General features: G+C 38.4%; 22 protein-coding genes and 1 tRNA gene. 18 read left to right on the forward strand and 5 right to left on the reverse strand.

Going from position 1 to position 20,168, the window contains the following annotated elements:
• Positions 1–34 precede the first annotated feature (34 nt).
• The 3 genes from VB796_RS06405 to pyrF are packed head-to-tail and all read right to left on the reverse strand — an operon-like array spanning position 35 to position 2,362.
• Entirely contained in the window at positions 35–814 is a 780-nt protein-coding gene (locus tag VB796_RS06405) for an SDR family NAD(P)-dependent oxidoreductase (protein WP_323345688.1), read from the reverse strand.
• 24 nt (positions 815–838) lie between these two features.
• The gene (locus VB796_RS06410) at positions 839–1,516 is read right to left on the reverse strand and encodes a hypothetical protein (protein WP_323345689.1); all 678 of its coding nucleotides are present in this window, start codon (positions 1,514–1,516) and stop codon (positions 839–841) included.
• 15 nt (positions 1,517–1,531) lie between these two features.
• The gene (pyrF, locus tag VB796_RS06415) at positions 1,532–2,362 is read right to left on the reverse strand and encodes an orotidine-5'-phosphate decarboxylase (RefSeq protein ID WP_323345690.1); all 831 of its coding nucleotides are present in this window, start codon (positions 2,360–2,362) and stop codon (positions 1,532–1,534) included.
• 216 nt (positions 2,363–2,578) lie between these two features.
• Between pyrF and rfbC the strand changes: the two genes are divergently transcribed.
• Positions 2,579–3,109, forward strand: a complete 531-nt coding sequence (gene rfbC, locus VB796_RS06420; RefSeq protein ID WP_323345691.1) for a dTDP-4-dehydrorhamnose 3,5-epimerase — start codon at positions 2,579–2,581, stop codon at positions 3,107–3,109.
• Between the two features lie 82 nt (positions 3,110–3,191).
• Here the strand turns inward: rfbC and VB796_RS06425 are convergent, their stop codons facing one another.
• Positions 3,192–4,778 (reverse strand): putative maltokinase, encoded by a 1,587-nt coding sequence (locus VB796_RS06425; RefSeq protein WP_323345692.1) that lies wholly within the window; start codon positions 4,776–4,778, stop codon positions 3,192–3,194.
• 293 nt (positions 4,779–5,071) lie between these two features.
• On the opposite strand from VB796_RS06425, the gene VB796_RS06430 reads away from it, so the two are divergent.
• Positions 5,072–5,143, forward strand: a tRNA-Glu gene (locus VB796_RS06430).
• A 185-nt stretch (positions 5,144–5,328) separates the two neighbouring features.
• Positions 5,329–5,616 carry a hypothetical protein gene (locus VB796_RS06435; RefSeq protein WP_323345693.1) on the forward strand — a complete coding sequence of 96 codons (288 nt, stop codon included), beginning with the start codon at positions 5,329–5,331 and terminating at the stop codon, positions 5,614–5,616.
• Here VB796_RS06435 and VB796_RS06440 read toward each other — a convergent pair.
• Positions 5,605–5,787, reverse strand: coding sequence for a hypothetical protein (locus VB796_RS06440; protein WP_323345694.1), 183 nt, complete (start codon positions 5,785–5,787; stop codon positions 5,605–5,607). The two genes, VB796_RS06435 and VB796_RS06440, sit on opposite strands and share 12 nt — an antisense overlap.
• A gap of 82 nt (positions 5,788–5,869) precedes the next feature.
• Here VB796_RS06440 and VB796_RS06445 point away from each other — a divergent pair, with 82 nt between their 5' ends.
• From VB796_RS06445 to VB796_RS06515, 15 genes are all read left to right on the forward strand, one after another.
• Positions 5,870–6,235, forward strand: coding sequence for a hypothetical protein (locus VB796_RS06445; protein WP_323345695.1), 366 nt, complete (start codon positions 5,870–5,872; stop codon positions 6,233–6,235).
• Positions 6,236–6,459: 224 nt separating this feature from the next.
• Positions 6,460–7,728 carry a site-specific integrase gene (locus VB796_RS06450; RefSeq protein WP_323345696.1) on the forward strand — a complete coding sequence of 423 codons (1,269 nt, stop codon included), beginning with the start codon at positions 6,460–6,462 and terminating at the stop codon, positions 7,726–7,728.
• A gap of 202 nt (positions 7,729–7,930) precedes the next feature.
• Entirely contained in the window at positions 7,931–8,491 is a 561-nt protein-coding gene (locus tag VB796_RS06455) for a hypothetical protein (RefSeq protein ID WP_323345697.1), read from the forward strand.
• A complete protein-coding gene (locus VB796_RS06460; RefSeq protein WP_323345698.1) occupies positions 8,484–9,086 on the forward strand; it encodes a hypothetical protein in 603 nt (200 codons plus the stop codon). The genes VB796_RS06455 and VB796_RS06460 overlap by 8 nt, the downstream gene beginning before the upstream one ends.
• Complete coding sequence (locus VB796_RS06465; protein WP_323345699.1) at positions 9,086–9,763, forward strand: hypothetical protein; 678 nt, start codon at positions 9,086–9,088, stop codon at positions 9,761–9,763. Before VB796_RS06460 ends, VB796_RS06465 begins: the two co-directional genes overlap by 1 nt.
• 20 nt (positions 9,764–9,783) lie before the next feature.
• Positions 9,784–10,362: a hypothetical protein gene (locus VB796_RS06470; protein ID WP_323345700.1), complete on the forward strand. Its 579-nt coding sequence runs from the start codon at positions 9,784–9,786 to the stop codon at positions 10,360–10,362.
• Positions 10,363–10,412: 50 nt separating this feature from the next.
• A complete protein-coding gene (locus VB796_RS06475) occupies positions 10,413–10,838 on the forward strand; it encodes a hypothetical protein (protein ID WP_323345701.1) in 426 nt (141 codons plus the stop codon).
• A 3-nt stretch (positions 10,839–10,841) separates the two neighbouring features.
• The gene (locus VB796_RS06480) at positions 10,842–11,744 is read left to right on the forward strand and encodes a patatin-like phospholipase family protein (RefSeq protein ID WP_323345702.1); all 903 of its coding nucleotides are present in this window, start codon (positions 10,842–10,844) and stop codon (positions 11,742–11,744) included.
• Positions 11,745–11,748: 4 nt separating this feature from the next.
• On the forward strand, positions 11,749–12,003 hold the full coding sequence (locus VB796_RS06485; protein ID WP_323345703.1) for a hypothetical protein: 255 nt from the start codon (positions 11,749–11,751) through the stop codon (positions 12,001–12,003).
• Positions 12,000–12,278 carry a LytTR family DNA-binding domain-containing protein gene (locus VB796_RS06490; protein ID WP_323345704.1) on the forward strand — a complete coding sequence of 93 codons (279 nt, stop codon included), beginning with the start codon at positions 12,000–12,002 and terminating at the stop codon, positions 12,276–12,278. Before VB796_RS06485 ends, VB796_RS06490 begins: the two co-directional genes overlap by 4 nt.
• Entirely contained in the window at positions 12,275–15,613 is a 3,339-nt protein-coding gene (locus VB796_RS06495; protein WP_323345705.1) for a hypothetical protein, read from the forward strand. The genes VB796_RS06490 and VB796_RS06495 overlap by 4 nt, the downstream gene beginning before the upstream one ends.
• Positions 15,613–17,367, forward strand: coding sequence for a hypothetical protein (locus tag VB796_RS06500; RefSeq protein WP_323345706.1), 1,755 nt, complete (start codon positions 15,613–15,615; stop codon positions 17,365–17,367). The genes VB796_RS06495 and VB796_RS06500 overlap by 1 nt, the downstream gene beginning before the upstream one ends.
• Positions 17,368–17,387: 20 nt before the next feature.
• Positions 17,388–17,918: a hypothetical protein gene (locus VB796_RS06505; RefSeq protein ID WP_323345707.1), complete on the forward strand. Its 531-nt coding sequence runs from the start codon at positions 17,388–17,390 to the stop codon at positions 17,916–17,918.
• Between the two features lie 7 nt (positions 17,919–17,925).
• Entirely contained in the window at positions 17,926–18,765 is an 840-nt protein-coding gene (locus VB796_RS06510; RefSeq protein ID WP_323345708.1) for a hypothetical protein, read from the forward strand.
• Positions 18,766–18,852: 87 nt separating this feature from the next.
• Positions 18,853–20,151, forward strand: a complete 1,299-nt coding sequence (locus tag VB796_RS06515) for a S49 family peptidase (protein ID WP_323345709.1) — start codon at positions 18,853–18,855, stop codon at positions 20,149–20,151.
• Positions 20,152–20,168: the final 17 nt, after the last annotated feature.

A 20,168-nucleotide genomic window follows, 5' to 3' on the forward strand; every position in this document is an offset into this window, starting at 1 on the left:
AAAGTGATGGCAAAAAATGGCAAAAAAATATTTTTTATTTTTTTGCGTTAAGCCACTTTTTCAATTTTTTACCATAAAAATATTGATACGGTAAAACGATAATTTCAAATAATTTTTGAAGGAATCTGCCTATTTGGAATAATTTGGAAGGAAAAATGTGAGTTTTGTTTTCAAGAATACCTTTTATCATTGCATTGGCAACGTCTTTAGGCATCTGAGCAGGAAAAGGGATAGGAATATTAAAATTTGAGAAATGAGTTGAAGATTTAAAGAAGTTAGTTTTTGTAGCAATAGGATAAATCAAAGAAAGACGACCTAAGTCCTGATTCTCAAAACGATAAGCATCTTCAAACCTATCAAGGGCTGCTTTGGTAGCTCCATAAAGAGCATAACCTGGAATGGCTAACTTCGCCATAGCAGAAGAAGTTATCATGACAAAATATTCTCGACCAACATTTAGCTCTTTCATTTTTTGAAAAGAATATATCGGTGAAAATACATTTACTTGAAAAATACTTTCTATTCGTTGCCAATCAGGCTTTGAAACTTCTTCGTAATACCCAAATCCTGCATTGGCAATAAAAATATCAATCGTTTTAAACTGCGTTAAAGCAAAATCAAAAAGTCGGTCAATTTCTGTTTGTTGTGATAAATCACAAATAAAAGTCGTTATTTTATCGGAAGAAACCTCTATTTGATGTAAATCAACGGCTATTATATTAACACCATCAAAACTGATTAGTTGATTTAACAAAGCTTTCCCAATTCCAGACGCAGCTCCTGTAACAATGATATTTTTATTGATAATCTGCATGGAATGAATAGGGGGCTAAAAACGCTAATCAGTTACAAAATAGTTTTTCTTCACAACTGGCTCATGAAACGTCATTTCAAAGTTTTCGACCTTTATCGTCAATAAAGGTGACGCATTAGAAATATCTGGAAAAAGATTTTCATCAATTTCTACCGATTTTAATTTAGACAATACGGCTCTCCCTTTAACAGTCGGATTTGTGATGAATAAATCTTTATGTAGCTTCTGAACAATCGTTAAAGGTAAAATAGAAGTAGTCAGCGGAAATGGAATAAAACCTTTTGAGAACTTAGCATTAAAAAATGCCTCCCCTTCTAATTTTACAGAAATCTCTTCTGTTCCATCTACATTTTGCTTCCACTCAAAATCTGCATATTCTTTCGGAATTCCCCAATTTTGGATTCCATTATAAACACTATCTCGACTCGAAACGTAAATTTTAGAAATAGAAAATACTTTCTTCCAATCAAAAGTGAACATTCCCGGAATAAATAATAACTCCTGATATGCCCCAACACCCGACGTTTTATAGTCAATTAACATAACTGTACCAACATAACCCAAAAATCTATCTCTCTGATAATGAGACAAAAATCCTTGTTTTTCTACAAATTCTTTTGAGAATTTATAAATCATCATGTAAGCATTGCCTGTTAAATGCCAAGGGGCAGGAGCTATTTTTACGTCAGGTGTTAATTCCATTTAATTTGTGTGTGTTTAAGACAAATATAAATTCAAATATTTTTCCATCTCAACTTGTACTTTCTGAGCTTCCTCCCCTGCCTTTTGGGCAAAATCTTTATCCGTCGAAGCATAAATAATTCCTCTTGAAGAATTAACTAATAATCCACAATTAGCATTCATACCATACTTTGAAACTTCTTCCAAACTTCCACCCTGAGCTCCAACACCTGGTACTAACAAAAAGTGTTCAGGAGCTAAAGTACGTATGTGCGTGAGCATATCTGCCTTTGTTGCACCTACTACATACATCAATTGCTCGTCAGTTGCCCATTCTTGCGACTTTCTAATTACCTCCTCAAAAAGTTGTTTATTATCTTCTAAACGTAAATTTTGAAAATCTTTACTACCTGTATTTGAGGTAAGAGCCAATAGAATAACCCATTTATTAGGAAAATCAAGAAATGGCGTAACTGAATCTGCCCCCATATATGGAGCAACCGTTACAGAGTCAAAATCAAGTCCCGACGAGTTTTTGTCAAAAAAAGCTCTTGCATATAAACCTGAAGTATTTCCAATATCACCACGTTTTGCGTCGGCAATAGTAAAACATTCTTTGGGGATATACTCCATTGTTTTTTGGAGACTCTCCCAACCCTTTGCTCCCATTGCTTCATAAAAAGCGATATTAGGTTTATAGGCTACCGCAAATTGATGAGTAGCGTCAATAATCTGGCGATTAAACTCAAAAATTGGGTCTTTTTCAACTAATAAATGTTGTGGAATTTTCTGAATATCAGTATCTAAACCTACGCAGAGATATGATTTTTTTTGTTTGATTTGGTCAAATAATTGAGCTTTAGTCATTGCTTTTTTCGATGTTCGAGATTAGGAATTCGACAATCGTATAAATATATTACGGTGATTTGAAAACTTATGATTCTCAAAATCGAAATATTATATCGAAAATTGAAAACCTTTATTTGCTTAATCTTTGGATTAAGATTAATTTCGTGGACAATATTAATCTCTTAGTAGTCAAAAACAAAAGATTATCAATTCAAAAATCATTATTTATCCCCGATGCAATTCCAACCCCACGAAATAAAAGGCTTAATTGAGTGTATTCCTACAAAATTTGCCGATGAAAGAGGTCATTTTTATGAATCTTATAATAAAACTCTTTTTACGGCGAATGGTATTCCTCATGACTTTGTCCAAGACAATTATTCGTGGTCAAAGAAAGACGTGATTCGTGGATTACATTTTCAATATGAACCAAACGGTCAGGGAAAATTAGTAAGATGTATGACAGGGAAAGTGATGGACGTGGTAGTTGATATTCGTAAAGATTCACCTACTTTTGGTCAACACGCTAAATTTATTTTAGATTCCGCTATCGGTAATATGCTTTTTGTTCCAGTAGGTTTTGCACATGGATTTGTAGCCCTTGAGGAAACCATTTTTGTCTATAAATGTACCGACTTTTGGAACAAAGGTGCTGAATCTGGAATTTTATATAATGACCCTGCTCTGAATATCGATTGGGGTATTGACAATCCAATCGTTTCTGAAAAAGATTTAATATTACCCACTCTTTCAGAACTTAGATAATAGAAATGAGGCAGTAGGCATGAATTATAAGGTAAAATACGAATAGTAAATACTATCTCATTGCTCATCCCTACTACCTATTCTACATTCTTAATTTCTCAATCTCTCGAATAACATTTACAATTCCCTTCAAAGGTATCTTTACCCAATCTGGACGATAACTAATTTCGTATCCCAACTCATAAACGGCTTTTTCCAGTAAATAAATTAACATCAAAAAGTTAATCTCATTATTATTCTTAAACAATGGATGAGGATTACCGAAGGTATCCAAATATTTCTCCATATACGTTTGCTGAATCAATTTATACCAACGGTCAGCAGCAGTTTGTACTCGTATTGGGTCAAACTTAGCGGTATCAGGGTCATTAAACATTTTTGCAGAAATGGCGTAATGATAACTTCTAATCATTCCCGCAACATCCTTTAAAGGAGAGTGTTTAATTTTTCGGTCGGTAATTGAGCTTTCGGGTTCTCCTTCAAAATCAATAATAATATAATCATTTTGAGTTGCTAAAACCTGCCCTAAATGATAATCTCCATGTATTCTAATTCGTTGCGAGTCAATTTCTCTGGTCAAAATATCCTTTGCAAATTCATCAATCAACTCTTTAGCTTCCATAAAATCCCATGCTAATTTTTGAGTAACTGGATCAAAAATCTTCGTATAATTATCAATCAAAAGATTATACCTTCTCTCTAATAAATCTGATAATCGTTTATGAATAAATTGGCGGTAATCATCATTAAACTGCTCGGGAGCAAACATTGCATCAGCTTCTGGAGCGAACAAAGCCAAGTGCATTTCAGCAGTTCTTTGTGCCAAAAGCTCAACCTGTTCAAAAACCTCCTCTTTAATCGCAAAAGTTTTATCGGTAAAAGCATCTACAAAAGAGTTAAGCTGTTCGCCCGTCTGCACCCAACTATCAGCTTTATTTTCAACCATTCGCTGCATCATACCTAACGTAATATCAGGCTTGCCGTCCCTTTTCCATACTACACTCCCTGCAAAAGCTGGAATATAGGCAAAATCTGAATTTTCCGTAATAAACTCGACCATGTCCACTTCTGGATTAGTTTCCTCAAATAATTTACGATAGAGCTTTAAAAAATACTTATCGTTGAAAGTCATTGCTGAATTAGAAGAATCAACAGGCAAAACTCTTGATGAAATTGAAGCATTGATATCTTCCCCCGAAAGCCCTTTGCCACGATTAAATTCAACCTTACCATGTTCTTGTTGAACAATATCCTCGGCATGGGCTAAATGATGAAAAAGAGCCTGTTGAAAACGTTCATCATAAATAGCATCAACGACCAATCCCCGTTTTTCATTAATGTATGCCAAAGTGATGATACCTTTTGGGGAAATTTCTTGGCTGTTAGTAGAATCAATAAATGAAACAGGAAGAAGGTAAGTTTCACTTTCTCCATCCGCATACTTAACCTCTACAATAAATAAAAGTGCAATAGAATCTCTTATCGGAATTTCCATCGAGAACTTAATAGTAAATTTTTCTTGCAAGCGTGCCTTACCCGCAAACCAACGGCAAGTATTCATATAAGGTGGCAAAACACTTATTTCAAAATCTTTTAGTAAATCCTTATCATTTTGAATATCTGACCATGCTGCTTTTGAGGACAACGATGTGGTATTTGCTTTTTTCATATATCAACGGAAAATCTTTTATTTAATTAAATGGCACTATTCTACCTTAAAATTAGAATATATTCAGATACAAAAAAAACGTTTAGATAGTCATTGAAAAAATATAAAAAAAGTTAATAAAAAGTTAACACCACAACCTTTTGATAATCAATAGCTTCACTTTTTTTTATTATTTTTTTGCATTTTTTTCTTAAAAAGCGTTTGCGTTTTAAAAAAATCACCGTACCTTTGCATCACGAAAAACGAACAAGATAAGAGAAACAAAAACTTAACAAGTTCACATTAACCCAAATGGTCCGTTCGTCTAGGGGTTAGGACACGTCCCTTTCACGGATGAAACACGGGTTCGATTCCCGTACGGACTACAAAAGATGCTTAGGAGATACTAATTTTAGTATCTCTTTTTGCTTTTTACACTGATTACCAGTGGCTTACAAAAAGAACAATACTAAAAACAGTTCCGCTAACAGCTATATTTGGGCTTGCTAACAGGTTTTTGGTGCGGTTTTGATTGTTGGTTTTACACAAAAAACAACTAATTTCTACCAAAATGATTAAAGTAATCATCTCCTGTACTACCAATTCGGAAACTATCTTCCATGAATTTCAATTAGCAAGCATCCCAGACGAAGGCGAGTGTGTCTATTTTATTGAAAATAAAAAAGCATATCGCATCTCTATCGGAAAAAAAGAAGACTGTAAAAGCCCTAACCCTTTACGAGGTAGAGCTTTCTTTGATGGCGGAGCCGTTTATCTCAAAGGATATAATCTTATTGAAATTACAAGGAATAATCCCGATTATAATTATAATCCTTACCTTGATATTTTAGGCGTCTGATTTAGGAATTTCACCATACGCCAAAAAATTAAATGTTTTTTCAGCAGAAGGTAAATCCTCTACTAATCCACAACTATGGACGTTAAAAACTTTACTATTTTGTAAAGCAAATTTGCGAAGTTCAATTTCCTCTTTATGTGATAATTTTGGGCGTTCTGTAGTTTCTGACATGATTTCTAAACTTTTTGGTGAAAAATAATTGTATAATTTTTCACCAAAAATACATTTTTACATTTTAACAACCCCCTTAATTATGAAAAAAATAATTACCTCAGCTTTATTGCTATTAGCGGCTTATGCTTCAAATGCTCAAACAGTCAATGATAAACCCATTAAAGATATTGATGTGGAATATATGCAAGTTTTGGCAACTTCTAAATTCATGAGTACCAAACTCACAATTCAACTTGATTTTGGGCAAGAGAATAGTATATGGACAAATGATGATACGCAACTTAAAGATGAAACAGGTAAAAAAATGGTATTCAACTCTGTTATTGATGCCCTAAATTTTATGAGTAAAGCAGGATATGAATTTGTGAATGCCTACGTTATTACCATTGGCAATCAAAATGTATATCATTATTTACTTCATAAAAAACAGCCAAAAACCAACTAATCCCCCATAAATGCGAAAAATTTAAAGTTTTTCTCAATATTTTTCTGGCTAAATAACTGCATAGAAACCAAATATTTAGCGAACAAAACACACTGCATTAAGATAAGATTAAAAATTTCAAACCTAAAAAAAATCAATATAGGTACATTGATTGATAGATGTAAGGCTTTTAACATTATTTTTCATCTTAAATCACAATCAATGTACACTCAAAAAAGCGGAAAATGCTTAAAGTACACTTCTTTTTAAGAGGTGCTGAAAAGTGCCAAAATCCCGCCATCAATCTTTCTATCTATTGTCAGCTCGAAATTGAAGGTCTTAAACGAGACACGCCATTTTCGACAGAACACCGTGTACCCTTGCTTGCATGGTGGAACTACAATAATATTCCCGCCCCAAATGGCGAGTGGGTAACTCCCTCCTACTATACAGCCGCAAACATTAATCGTTGCCTCAAAAAATTAGAGCGTACTTACTTAGACATTATGGAAGTGCTGCACCTGATGAACACTCCCGAAAACATAACGTATAGAATGCTTAGGGAACACTATGACCCCAGTTCGCAGAAAGTACGTGATGCCCGAAAGGTACAAGCTCCTGAAAAATTCGTTGATATTCTCGACGAACTTATCAACCAAAAGAAACGCAAGAAGATGGCAAAGAACACTATCAAGAATTATATTTCCCGAAAAAATAATATCTTGGAGTTTCTTCGCTTCACTAAAACGATGGATATTAAGATTGATAAAATCAGATATAGCCTAATCGAGAATTTTGAGGACTGGATGCGAGAGCAGTATAACGAAGATGGTTCAGAGAAGTTCTGTAAAAACTACACCAATAAACACGTAACCCTTATCAGACAAACCTTAGACTATGCCGTTAATAAAGATTACCTTTCGCACATGCCCATTGGCAAACTAAACCTTGAGTACGACCAACCAAAAGAGCCTCACTACTTACTTCCAGAACAACGACAAAAGATTATTGATTGCAAAATCAAAAGTGTTGAGGTCGCTCGTGATATTGCCGTATTTCTGATATTCACGGGGTTCAGCTATATAGATTATCAAGAGCTGACTTCAAAACATATTTTTAAGGAGGGATTCAAAAAACAGCGACACAAAACAGGAATCTGGTCGTTGCCGCCATTGCTCCCTGAAACCGAAAAGATAATTGCAAAATATGGTTCAATCGAGAAATTGCCTCGCCCCGATAACAAGGATATCAATGAGCAATTGAAATTGTTAGGAGCATTTACGGGACTGCACGCCGAAACCTTAGGATACGACCTCTCAACGCAGGACTTCAGAGACACGTTTTGTTCGATGATGGAAAACGAAGCCATGCAAGACACCCGCACCATCATGGCGATGATGGGACACTCGACGATGAAACAAATGTCAACCTATTCACGAATGATGCCGTCAAGAATCCTGCACGACCTCAAGAAACAGAAGAATATGTTCTTCGAAATGAAGAAAGCAAGCTAATACCAAAATCCTCTGAATAATTCAGAGGATTTTTTTTGCACTCAACAATTATATTCTTACTTTTACATCACTTCAAATTTACTCTCATCATAATACTTTCTTCAATTTTTTAATATTTTTTCAATAAAAAACGTCCGCACTGTGTCCGCTCTGTTTTTCTGTTTTTTCGACAAAAAACGTCCGCACTGTGTCCGCTGAAATTATGCTAATTGAAGTCGCTGTTACACCTGTAAATGAGAAATTCATCAGGTCAAAACATCCTGATAATATCAAGATAGGTCGCCATTCTCTTTTCTTCATGATTTATTTAGCCCAACGGAAATTCCGTGATGGTCATGAGTCCACTAAAACCAAAATTCCCCTTGTTAAGCCCAAAAAGTTGATTGTTATTAATCAAAAACAGGAAGATACCACACCTGTTATTAAGTATTCATCCAAAATCACATTTAAGTGTTCAGCCGTCCAATGGCTTCGGCTCTGTCTGAAAGGACCTGAAACCGTCATCGTTATTACAAGCTTCAATCGCATTATCCGAGATTTCTTCTATCAAGACTTTTTCAATTACATGAATCTACGGGTACTTGCCAAAGAGCTACTCACCATTGATTCACAGGAAATCAAAGGTTTTGCTCTGGAGTATATGCAAAAACTCCGCCTTTCAGATGATGACATTATGTTAGAAACTTTGCTTAGGAACTATCGACGATACCGTCTAAATCCGAATTTGGATTTGTACGAACTGATAGAATCTTTGAATGACTAACAGTACAAACACCCCTCTATATCTCTGTGACTCCCTCCCACATTTGGGCGGGTTTTCTCGTTTACGCATAGCTTATAGTAAGGATATTGTACAACAACAGTTGAAGTCTGAAACAGAGCTGGAGCGTATTGTATTCTTGAAACTCGAAAATTGGATTGCTGATTATCAATACAGCGACAAATTTACGGGCGACTATAAAGCTGAATCCTCAGTGGCTGACTATGGCGTGGACGAAAAGTATGCTTTCAAGACCATTCACGAAACCGATACCGACCCAAAGGATTTCAAGGATTGGTATGAAAAGAAAGTTCGTCACCGTCGGTTTGTGCTTGAAATAACCAACAATAACGGCTTTGTGAGAAGGCTCAACCCATTTTTTATTACCTACACCTACATCGGTACGGCTGATTTTGGGCAAATCAATAGATATGAATTAACCTTCACAAGAACTATCCTGATTGATAACCTTCAAGGACTTAGCAACAATACTATCAAGAGCATTATAGTTGACTGCAATGCCAAAGAACCGTCGTTACCTGCTATTGCTCAGGAATCAGAAGCCTTAGTATTCACTACCAAAACAGAATATCAATAATGACAACCCGTGTAGATATAGACATAGACTACCCGATGTTGTTCAGATTTGGGTATTCCCTTACAGACGATGTAATGTCTGTAATCAATTGGCAAGAAGCCAATAATACCTTTTTCAATGTGCCAAATGGCTTAATCTTTTTTTTTGCTGAAAACATCTATAACGATTTAGAGGCTACCATCAGAGCCGAAAAGTACATCAAGTGTAGCTGTATTCTCGAAATTGAGCGTATTACCGAAACTAAAATTGTTGCCTGTACCCTCGAAATCAAGAGCATTACCGAACAAAAAGTAACAGATGCTTGCACCCTTGCCATTGATACCGTTACCGAGAAAAAGGTAACGAATACCTGTACCCTCGAAATCAAGAGCATTACCGAACAAAAATTAACGGATGCTTGCACCCTTGCCATTGATAGTGTTACCGAGAAAAAGGTAACGAATACCTGTACCCTCGAAATCAAGAACGTTACCGAGCAGAAGCAAACGGCTACTTGCACCTTAATAATTGCGAGCATCGAGGAAAAAATAGTGAGTGCCTACGATGATGGGTTCGGCGGTGGCTTTGGCTCTGGACAAGGTAATACTACTCAACCCGCCTGCATATTGGCAATTGACAGCATCGTAGAACTCAAAAAAACCAGCTTCACGGACGGCTTCACCAACGCATTTACTTAATCCTTCAATCATAAAAATCCATGAAAAAACTATTGATTTTTCTTTTCCTGCTTACCTCCAGCATCACAAAGGCACAGGTAACAGACAGCACCGTAAGGCAATACATTGATGTCAGTTTGCCCGATAACAGCGAGCGAAAAATTACGCCCTCATTGCTCCGTAATTCCCTCAACCAAATTATTGACCTTATCAATACGAAGGTCAACAATGCCCAGATAACCGTCAGTAAGGACGGCAAGAGCGTATCCATCAAGCCAAAAGGCACGAGCGTAAACACCGTCAAGACCTTTGAGCTATTCGAGATTTTAGCCACATCGCCAGAAGAAGCAACGATGTTTACTTACAAAAGTAAACCCGTTTTTCTGAAAAAAATATACGTAGAAACCACTCCAGAAGACCAAACCGTATTAGCAGGTATAGACCACCTCTACGATGTAGATGCCCGAAAGGTGTTTACCGATGCCAACAATTACCAACATACTCAACCAGGTACTTACACCTTTGACACCGCCAATAAGCACATAGTCGTGAAAGATTATGAGTGTGAAGGCTGTACCCAAAAAGCAATTTTTTTAACAATTAAATACACAAAGCAATAATGAAAATCCTTATTTCCTTCTTGTTTGCCTTCATCCTATGCACGCAAACAATGGCACAAGACAATCAAGTTTTTGTGCAAATGCCCCCTCTAAATGTCAGTGAGGCAACCATGCTAAAAACAGGTATTATCAGATACTTAAATTCTTATCCTGATTCTGTTCAATCAAGCATTTACGACAATCTCAAACAGATTTCGCAGTTTATTGAAGCTCAAAGCGATAGTAGCACCGCCGAAATGAGATTTCAAAATATCCCGATGAAGGTCATTAACTACGTTGAGCAGCAATATTACGGAGGGTCAATCATCGAATGGTCAGAAGCGAAAGACTCTGAAATATTTAGGGTAAAAGCAAACAAAGCGATGATTGAATCAATGCTCAAAGAAGTGGAGCAGGTCGAAGAAAAAATGAAGTGCAAAAAATCTTTCAGGTGCAAATACTTTTCGCTCATGGGTGTGCCATGCTCTGACAATTGAACGATGAAATCAAAAGGAAATCCACAAGAATACGGCATTGTACTATCGGGTGGTGGTGCAAGAGGCTTGTTTGCCGTACAGATATTGAAACGCCTTTTTGCAGGTGGTTTCGACTTCTCAAAAATCAAGTACATATCGGGTGTTTCGGTAGGCTCAATCATCGGAGCAATGATGGCTCAGGGAGATTGGAAGATACTTTTTGAGATGTTTGAGCAAATCAAAAACAAGGACGTGTACAATGGCAAAATGACCAAATGGCAAGGCTTCAAAAACAGAATTTTAGGCAGACGATACATTCTGGACATTGAGCCATTGCATGAACTGCTGCTAAAATATATCAGTCTGGAGAAGGCAAAAGCCACAGGAATCATATTTCATATTGGCATAACAGACTTAAATACAGGCGAGTATAAAACTTATACGCAAAATGATTTTGAAACCAATGAGGATTATATCAGGTGCATTATGGCTTCATGCTCACAGCCTGTCATTATGGAACCTCAGAAATTCACTACCAAATGGGGGAACGTCATCAATGGTGCGGATGGTGGAGTAGTGACGATTTCACCAATCAAATCGGTACTCAATTGCAATCCTGATAAGTTGATTATCATCAATTCGTCATCAAGCGTAATCCGTGACGTTTGGGGATTGAAAACCCTCGAAAGTATTTTATTGAGAACCTTAGACCTTGCCATTGCCCAATCTTTCAAAAAGGATTTGGAAAAGTTTAAGGAATACAATGAGCTGTATTCTGGACGCAAAAAGGCAGGAAAGAAATACTTTGAAGCCACCATTTTTGAAACGACTTTGTTTGAAGATAGCCTTGATTTTGATAGTGAAGCCTTGAAAAAATTGAGAGTCAGCGATGCCAACAGTGTTTTTCTCAAAACTTATAACCCATAATACAATGATACGATATTTCGGCATTTTGCCATTATTATTACTGCTTTTGCCAACGCCCCAAAAAATCACCAGTCAAAAAATTGGTGATTGGGCAAATGCCCAAACTTGGGACTGTAACTGTATCCCCACTGGGCAAGATACCGTGGTGGTCGCCCATGATTCCATCACCATTTCCACAGAGGTTTCTTGCCATTATCTGAAGTCTGAAACAGGTGGAAAGTTGCATTTTACGCCAACTGGGAAATTGGCTTTTGAATGAAAATCCAAGTAGCTCATCAGCCAGTGGATGTAAATAGTATTGTTTACATCGCTGGCGACGGGACATATTCGACGATATACACGGAGCAAAGAAAGATAGTAAATGCAAGATGTGTATTATTCTATCAAAAACAATTACCTCCGTATTTTATCCGAATACACCGTAAATATTTAGTCAATAGTCAGAAAATCAAAACCCTTCTCGAAGACTCTGTAATCATGCAAAATGGTACTGAATTACCGATTTCGAGAAGAAAAAAAAATCACATAAAATGAAAAAACTATTTAAAATTCTCTTGTATTTATTTGCCTTCATTACGGCAAATCAAATACACTCACAAAGCCCCGTAAGCGTCTCAAACGGGGTAATTACCCTCAAAGGTTCGGGTAATTTGGGCGGTTTAAAAGACGGCTCACAGCTAAGACGTTACAAAAATCAACTAACAGGCAGTTTCTATTTGCAAGGTTATGTTCGTTCCCTAACAAATTCCTCAAAGAGCTTTACAGGGCTTGCCATTAGGAACGAATCAAGTGCAAAAACAGACGGTGGTTTACCATCGGTAATGCTTGTATTTCAGAACGATACGCTAAGATGTTTGACCAAACTGACGGCCAATCAACCACTTATGACGGTGGTAAAAATGGCGATTAAATTCCCTGGATATTTGAAGGTCGTAAAAGACAATAATGACTTCGTTTGTTACTACTCAAAAGATGCTGAAGGATTAGCCAATCCGAGCTTTACCAAATGGGTAACGATACCGAATGCCTTTACGGGCTGGACCAACATTAGCCAAAATTTCATTACAGGTTCGAGCCTATCCACCGCACAAACAGCCGTAGTTTCAAACGTGAAATACGGAAGTATTACCCCTACTCCAGTTATTGAAGACGTACCTGTTATTGTATTAGTCGGAGAATCTAACGCAGGTTCAAAAAACCTTGCTTCTACTGCCTTAACCGCTGAATTAGGACTAAGAAGCAAGGTAAAAATCTGGAATAATAAAACTCGAGTTTTTGAAACGCTGAATATCCCAAATAATAACAACTTTGGAGAACATGACCAAGCCCCTGGTTCTACATGGGGCTGGGAATTACCCATTGCCAACGCCATAGATGCAGGAACGATACCATTTTCTACGATATATATTATTAAGACTGCTCAGGGCGGTGCAAAAATCGGAGAATATAATGATGATATTGTAGGTGGATATTTCAGCACGCTGAAAAACCGCATAGATTCTGCTAAGGTTGCACTTACAGCGATGAATAAGAATCCAATTTTTACAGTAATGTATTCTTTGGGTATTAATAACGCCAACGCACCAACCCTAACCGACCCCGGGCATTTTCCTAATCTTTCGGGAACACCCTACTACAAAGCAGCTACCAAAACCTTTATTGGCAAGATTAGGAATATCGTAGGAGCAAACACAAAAATATGCTTCACCAAGTTCCAAAGCCCTTTTGACGCATTTTGTAACGGGGCAATTGATGAAATCGTCGCTGAAAATACAGCTCTCAATTTTGCCGTAACGGGCTATGATTTACCCTTGCAAGCGGACGGTTTGCATTGGAACGCATCGGGTACAAAACAGCTTGCAGACCGTCAAATTGCTACGCTCAACTACTTCAAATTCACAGGTAGTAACACTGTTCCAGCACCAACATTAACGGCTAATCCGAGTAGCGTTGTTGCTAATTCGACGGTTACACTTACCGTAACGGGTTGCTCAGGAACGGTAACGATTTATACAGGAAGCTCTGTTTCTTCTGCATCATCGCCATACACTATTAGCTATCCTACTCAAGGAAGTGTTTACACGGCAAAATGTACAGTTGGCGGGGTAACCTCTGGAGCTTCCAACGCCATTACGGTAGGGGCTTCGCCTGTAAATGAAGGCGGCGGTAGCTCTACTACTCCTAATACACCGTTTTTTGCCTTCACAAACACGCTAAAAACAGTCCCTGTTGAAACGCAAACTGATAAGTTTAGCCCGCACCTTTTTGGTAATATCCCCGTAAAATTAAAGGACTACGATGCTACAAGGAAGATGCCAAAATACCCAATTGTATGGCATCATAAATTAGACAATTTTGCCAATAACGGCAAACGATGGTATGATGTGGGTATTGCATTCGCTATTGACCATATTCCAGTTTTTGGAGGAGCAGGACAAGTAAAATGCGTTGATTGGATATACTATAACGACCCCAGTACTGGACAAGCTTGGACAACTGGAAAAGACCCTGAATGTGCCAAAGGTGTAAACGATTTTGTTTCGGCAATTCCTTTTCATTACAAAGCTTTTGGAGATGGTGGAACAGTAAATGATTTCGGGAATATAACCAATGACCAGCTCTATGACCTTGGGCATGGATATACTCGTTCGGCTACCTTAGGTTATGGCGATAATGAAGGCAATAAAACGAATCTTGGATTAGTAATCACGGATGTAGAAAATGGCGAGCATGGGCGAGACCAGGAAATTCCATTGGTGATTGGTATGGCTGAAAACGTAGTAGGATTAGCAGTAGATATGTACGGACAATCTATTACTATAGCATACCCTACGCTGAGCCATTACCCCATCGATTATATCACAGGCGGATACTCCGCCACAAGAATCAACATTGATGGTTCTTCTACCACAGATGCCAACAATGTCATTAATGCCCTCTGGAATCAAACTATCAAAGTTGATATTCCATCAAAGGGAATCAGTCAAAAAAACCTAACAAACTATCCTAATGCTGCTGAGAGTTCAGAAATCAGTAGCTCGGCAAGTGCAGTCTTCAGACAGGGCGAAACCATTCATTATGACAATGACAACCCAAATTTAACCCGTCAGACCAACAAATTTGGAGTTAATCGAAACGCAGAACACCCCATCGCTCACACGATGTACGGCGTTGAGGTGAGAAAATGGCATTTAAGGAAAAATTACCCCCAAAATGCTATGTTTACGCTCACCAAAGCACTTGCCGACCGTAACAATATAGGACTAACCACTTGGGGAAAACATGGCGATTATATTGACAATTTAGCCCTCAAATCTTTGCATCATAATAGACGAACCGTGTTAGGGCAGTTTATGATGACCGCTATGGGTGGTTCATATTATTATCATTGGGATAGAAACAGTGAAAATAAAGACCTTGATGGGATAAATGCTATTTTTCAAGGGGCAAAAATGATTAATCAGGACATCGTTACGAGCGTAGGTACAGTCAGTTTTGTGGACTTGTTCGACCAGATGGACTTTAAGCTCTGGACCTCTGAAATATCTTACGATAATGGCGTAACATGGGAGTCTAAGAAAGGCACTGATTATATCATGTCTCAAACCAGTATTACGCAGTTTCAAGCATTATCATCAAACGGTATCTGGTTTTTCTACCTTCATAGAAACGAGAATACAGAAAAAACAGCCTGTAAGCTCCGCATTAAACGAAATGGCTTATATCACTACGTGAATATTACTAACGAAATGTGGGAGACTACCAATCCCGCCTATAAAGACACGGCAAAAAGTCAGATTCCAAATTCTGACAAGGATTATATTTTTGGATTATTAGACCTTAACGCCTCAACAGGTACAGCAAACTAATGAACTTAACCGTAAATAACGCACAAAATGATGGTGGGGGCTTATGCCCTCACATCGTGAGAGTTTGGCAAAATGGTACTTTTTTCGCTGAATACGTAGCGAAACCCGAAGCATCGGGTGTCACAAATAATATCTATGATTTGCCAGATGGTACTTATGACATTGAGGTGATTAACCCAAATATTACCGAAAGCTATATCAATACCGTAGTGTTTTTCTATGACCCAGCCAATAACTATACTGTTACAGAGCTTGCCAATGGTCGCCAAAATATTACTTCAGGACACTCGTATATTTTTCTGGGTATATCGTCGAGCCAATACCCGAATTTGACCGTCGAAACCTTCAATTATGGCACATCAAACACGGCACTCTATACCTTAGTAGGTGAAAATAGTATTACTGGAGGTACAGATTTGGACGGAAATACAATTCCAAGCAACAAAACCTATTTCCAACAAATTGGCTATAAGGATATTACAACAGGACTAAATACAGGATTGTTGATTGCCAACAAGAAAAATTGGCAAACGTCTGACGGTAAGGTAGATGTATCGTCTTACATTCCATATTTGCCTTATATTTCCCAATCTGGAGGCACTGAAGGCACAGACCTAACAAGTCCAATCCCCAACAAAACGGCAGCACTAAATACCGAATCAGTCGTATTTTCGGGAATGCAAGCGGGCGACGTGCTTACGCTCATCGCCAATGATTCAATAGATGTGCCATTTTCTCATGCAAGCGAGGCAATCGCCAGCAATGCAGGGCAGGTATCAGTAGGTTTGGCGAATCTTGGAGGGTTGACACTCAAGGCAAAATATACACGCAATGGCACAGTATCGCCTTTTTCTGTTAATGTCGTCGTTACGCAAGACAATAGCAACAAATTACCAGAACTAACTTACTCAAGAGTAATAGCAAGCAATACAGGAGCCTATTACGTTGGTGAAGAAATGAACGTTACGGGTATTTCGGAAGGGGCAAGCATTCATATCAGAAAGTCTGATGGTACAGATGCAACCCTAAACACCGACTATTCATTACAAGCCATTACGGGCGGGTATCGGGTCAAATTCCTCGCAGTTAATTACTTCACCATTTCGCAACAAAAAGCGAATTACACGGATAGTACACCGATGCTTGTCAATGTGTTACAAACACGCCCTGTATTAGATGTACCCACACCCTCAGTTAATAACCTAATTGAAGGCGGAACCCTGACGATTACTAACCAGACTTCAGCAGGTTATAGCAATGTTAATATTCTCAAAAACGGCAATATCATACCACTTTCAGACGGTGATTATACCCTAAACACAGGAGTATATAAAATCTTGAAAGCAGGAACTTATACGTTTATTGGGCAGAAAACGGGCGTAAACGACAGTGCAGAGTCAAGTCAGGTAATCGTTACGACCAGTGCCACAAGTGACCCCTTAGTGACCGACTGGGAGGACGTGCAAACCACAGAGCAGGCAGCTCCAACAACGCCAACGCCAACGCCTACTCCACCAACGCCTACACCTACTCCAGATACCCGAATTTACACCATTATTGTACGCAATTATTGTACGGTCAATTCAGCTAATATTCAGGTAGGTTCAGGGAATACCACCAATCCAGCCGACGTAAAAAATTGGGCTGACGGATTGGTATTACAGTTAGATATTGTGAATAACGCTCGTCCGTATTTCTTCATTCGTGACAAAACAAATATCAATACAGTTTCACCAGCTTACACAATTCCATGACAGGAAAAATCATAGTACAGGTGCTTAATCAGGCGGGGCAAGCAGTGCCACCGCCTGATAATTACGAGTTTGGTATATCACTAAACAGGCTTGTAGCACCCAATTACGCCCAAAGGAGTCATATTTTTGAAGGACTTGCTGAAGGCTCTTATTATATATTCTATCGGGTGCAAGGCACCAATTGGAGTCCTCAGCAAGTCCTCAAAGAAACCGTAACAATTCCTGTTAATAATCAGACCAATAACTCGTCATTGAGTTACCGCATAGACGGGGATAGTGTCCTTTTGATGACCGATTCAGGACAAGAAATTTGCAGCAAGCTACTAAGACATAGCTTGCTTGTAAATAGGCATGGACAAAACGAATTTGACATACCCACAGGGGTGAACGTGAGAGGAATAACCGCCCTTATCATTAATGCTGAACGCTATTATGAAGGTAGTTATATCCTACTACACAACAAGTCGAAGATTATTTGGGACAATGATTTATTTGCATTAGAAAGCACTGACTATGTGGCGATAGAATATATTGTTTCACAATTAATCTAACATTGTAATGTTAAACGGATTAACCAAATTCAAACAAATTCAGGGTCTTGATGCTATTCACACCCTATTTAAAAATCATTTAACTACGCTTGACGGACAGGTAGCGGGTATTCAGATTGGACAACCAAGCCTAACAGGTAAGGTAGCTACGATTCCCTTTACCGATGCTTCAGGAAATACCGTTAATAAGACCTTAGACTTATCGACGCTTGTAGGACCAGATGTACACGTACAGTCGGCGGCGATTGCCCCAAACTCGTTTGATATTGTCATTACAGAAACTGACGGAACTGAACGTACAGTACCCTTAAAATCACTGTTTGACCAATACTTGCTTGAATACATCAAGCCGTTAATTGATGCTAAAGCAGACCAAACAGCGGTTAATGACTTAGCTAAGCGAGTTTCTGATGCTGAAATTGCATTAGATGAAAAAGCTACTCAAGCTTCTGTTAATGCCTTAGCGGGTCGTACCCAAACAAGCGAAAACAAAATTGATGCTATTGAAACTAAAAATTCAGAGCAAGATGGTCGTTTACTTGCCCTTGAAGAAGCCAAAGTTTCAGGTGTTGTACCCGTAGTATTGTTAGGAAAAGCAACCGCAAATGATGGTGATGCAGCCTCAGACGACGTTGTTCCTGCTAACGTAAAACACATTACTTCATTGCAAGTAAACGGTGAATTCGTGTTGTGGGGAGCAAAAACGAAAGCGGCTTACTTCAGCAAAGACAACGGAGCTACTGCCGTAACTGCCAATTTGGGCGGGGCAAAATTGTTTTGGAACAAGTCGGTAATTGACTACAACCTTGCAGTTGACGACCAAATTGTTATCGTAGCCATTGTGTAGTTTTTGAAATTCTGAAAAGCCTGTCCCGAAACGGACAGGCTTTTTTTTGTCCTTTAATAGCCCAAAATCATATTGAAATTTTGGAGCATGAATACAGGCATCTTAGACATTAACCCAGCGGTTGCAGAAAACTATCTGGACATCTTACACGGAAAGATTCAACTTTCCAATAAGGCTGTTGACGTTCACTCTGAAATCATCACGGTAGGCGATACTAATACAGAAGGTGAAAAGGCTGACAGTATTGATAAGGTATTGAATTCCATCGACATCGTACCTGTTAGAGGTCCTGTTCAACGTGGTAATATCTTCAATCGCAACAATGATGTAGCGGTTTGGGGAATGGACTGGGTGAGTGATACAATCATTAGATTGGCAAACGACTCAAAAAATGTTGCCCTAATCCTTGAGTTTGAGACAGGCGGTGGTTACAGTAATTCGGTCGCCTCAGTAATCGACGCTATCAAGTTCTACAAATCAAAAGGCAAAAAAACCTATGCTTCAGTCGATATGGCTTGTTCAGCAGGCTATCATATTGCCGTTTTTGCTGATGCTATCTATGCCAATTCACGCTCAAGCGTATTTGGCTGCATGGGTACGAAGTGGGAAGGTGTCAACAGTTCAGCTATTGATAAGAGAATCGGATATCAAGAAATTACGGTTACTTCTGACATGACTCCAGACAAAAACCGTGAATTCTCCGAAGCCCTCAACGGCAAACCTCAACTACTCAAAGACCACCTAATTAACCCGATTGGACAACACTTTGTTGATGATGTTACGACAAATCGCCCAAGTATTAATCGTGAGATGATTAAGGGAGCAACAGTAACCGCAGAAATCGCCATCAAAAACGGCATGGCTGACGGAATCCTTAGCATTAAGCAAATAATTGACGGAATCGCTAACGATAACCTACCCGCAAATAGTAGCTCTACACCTACTAAAACTCCACCAGTTTCAAATTCAAAACCAAACAATACAATGAAGAACATTAGCTTATTAGGCTGGACGCTCAGCAAATCGGCAGGGACATCCACACCCGAAATGGATGAGCAAGCAATTAAGGACATTTCGGAGTTAGAAAACTTCAAATCTACTTACGGGCTTGAAAAACAAGGATTTGTTGACAAAGTAATCTCGCTTGAATCTGCATTAGAAACAGAAAAACAAGCTCGTGCTACTGATGCTCAAACAATCGCTGATTTGAATAGTCGCTTAGAAAAAACAACAGGCACACCGCCAAAACAGCCTGCTGATGCTACGGGTGATGCACAAAATCCAATCGAGAATTCTCAAAAACACTTAGAGATGGACGATATGGATAAGCAGTTTCATAACGATGTCAAAGCCAGCCGTTCAAGTGTAAATTATTTAGGTTACTAAGCCTAACCCAACATCTT

Origin of the sequence: Arcicella sp. LKC2W (genome assembly GCF_034931005.1) — a bacterium.
GTDB lineage: Bacteria > Bacteroidota > Bacteroidia > Cytophagales > Spirosomataceae > Arcicella.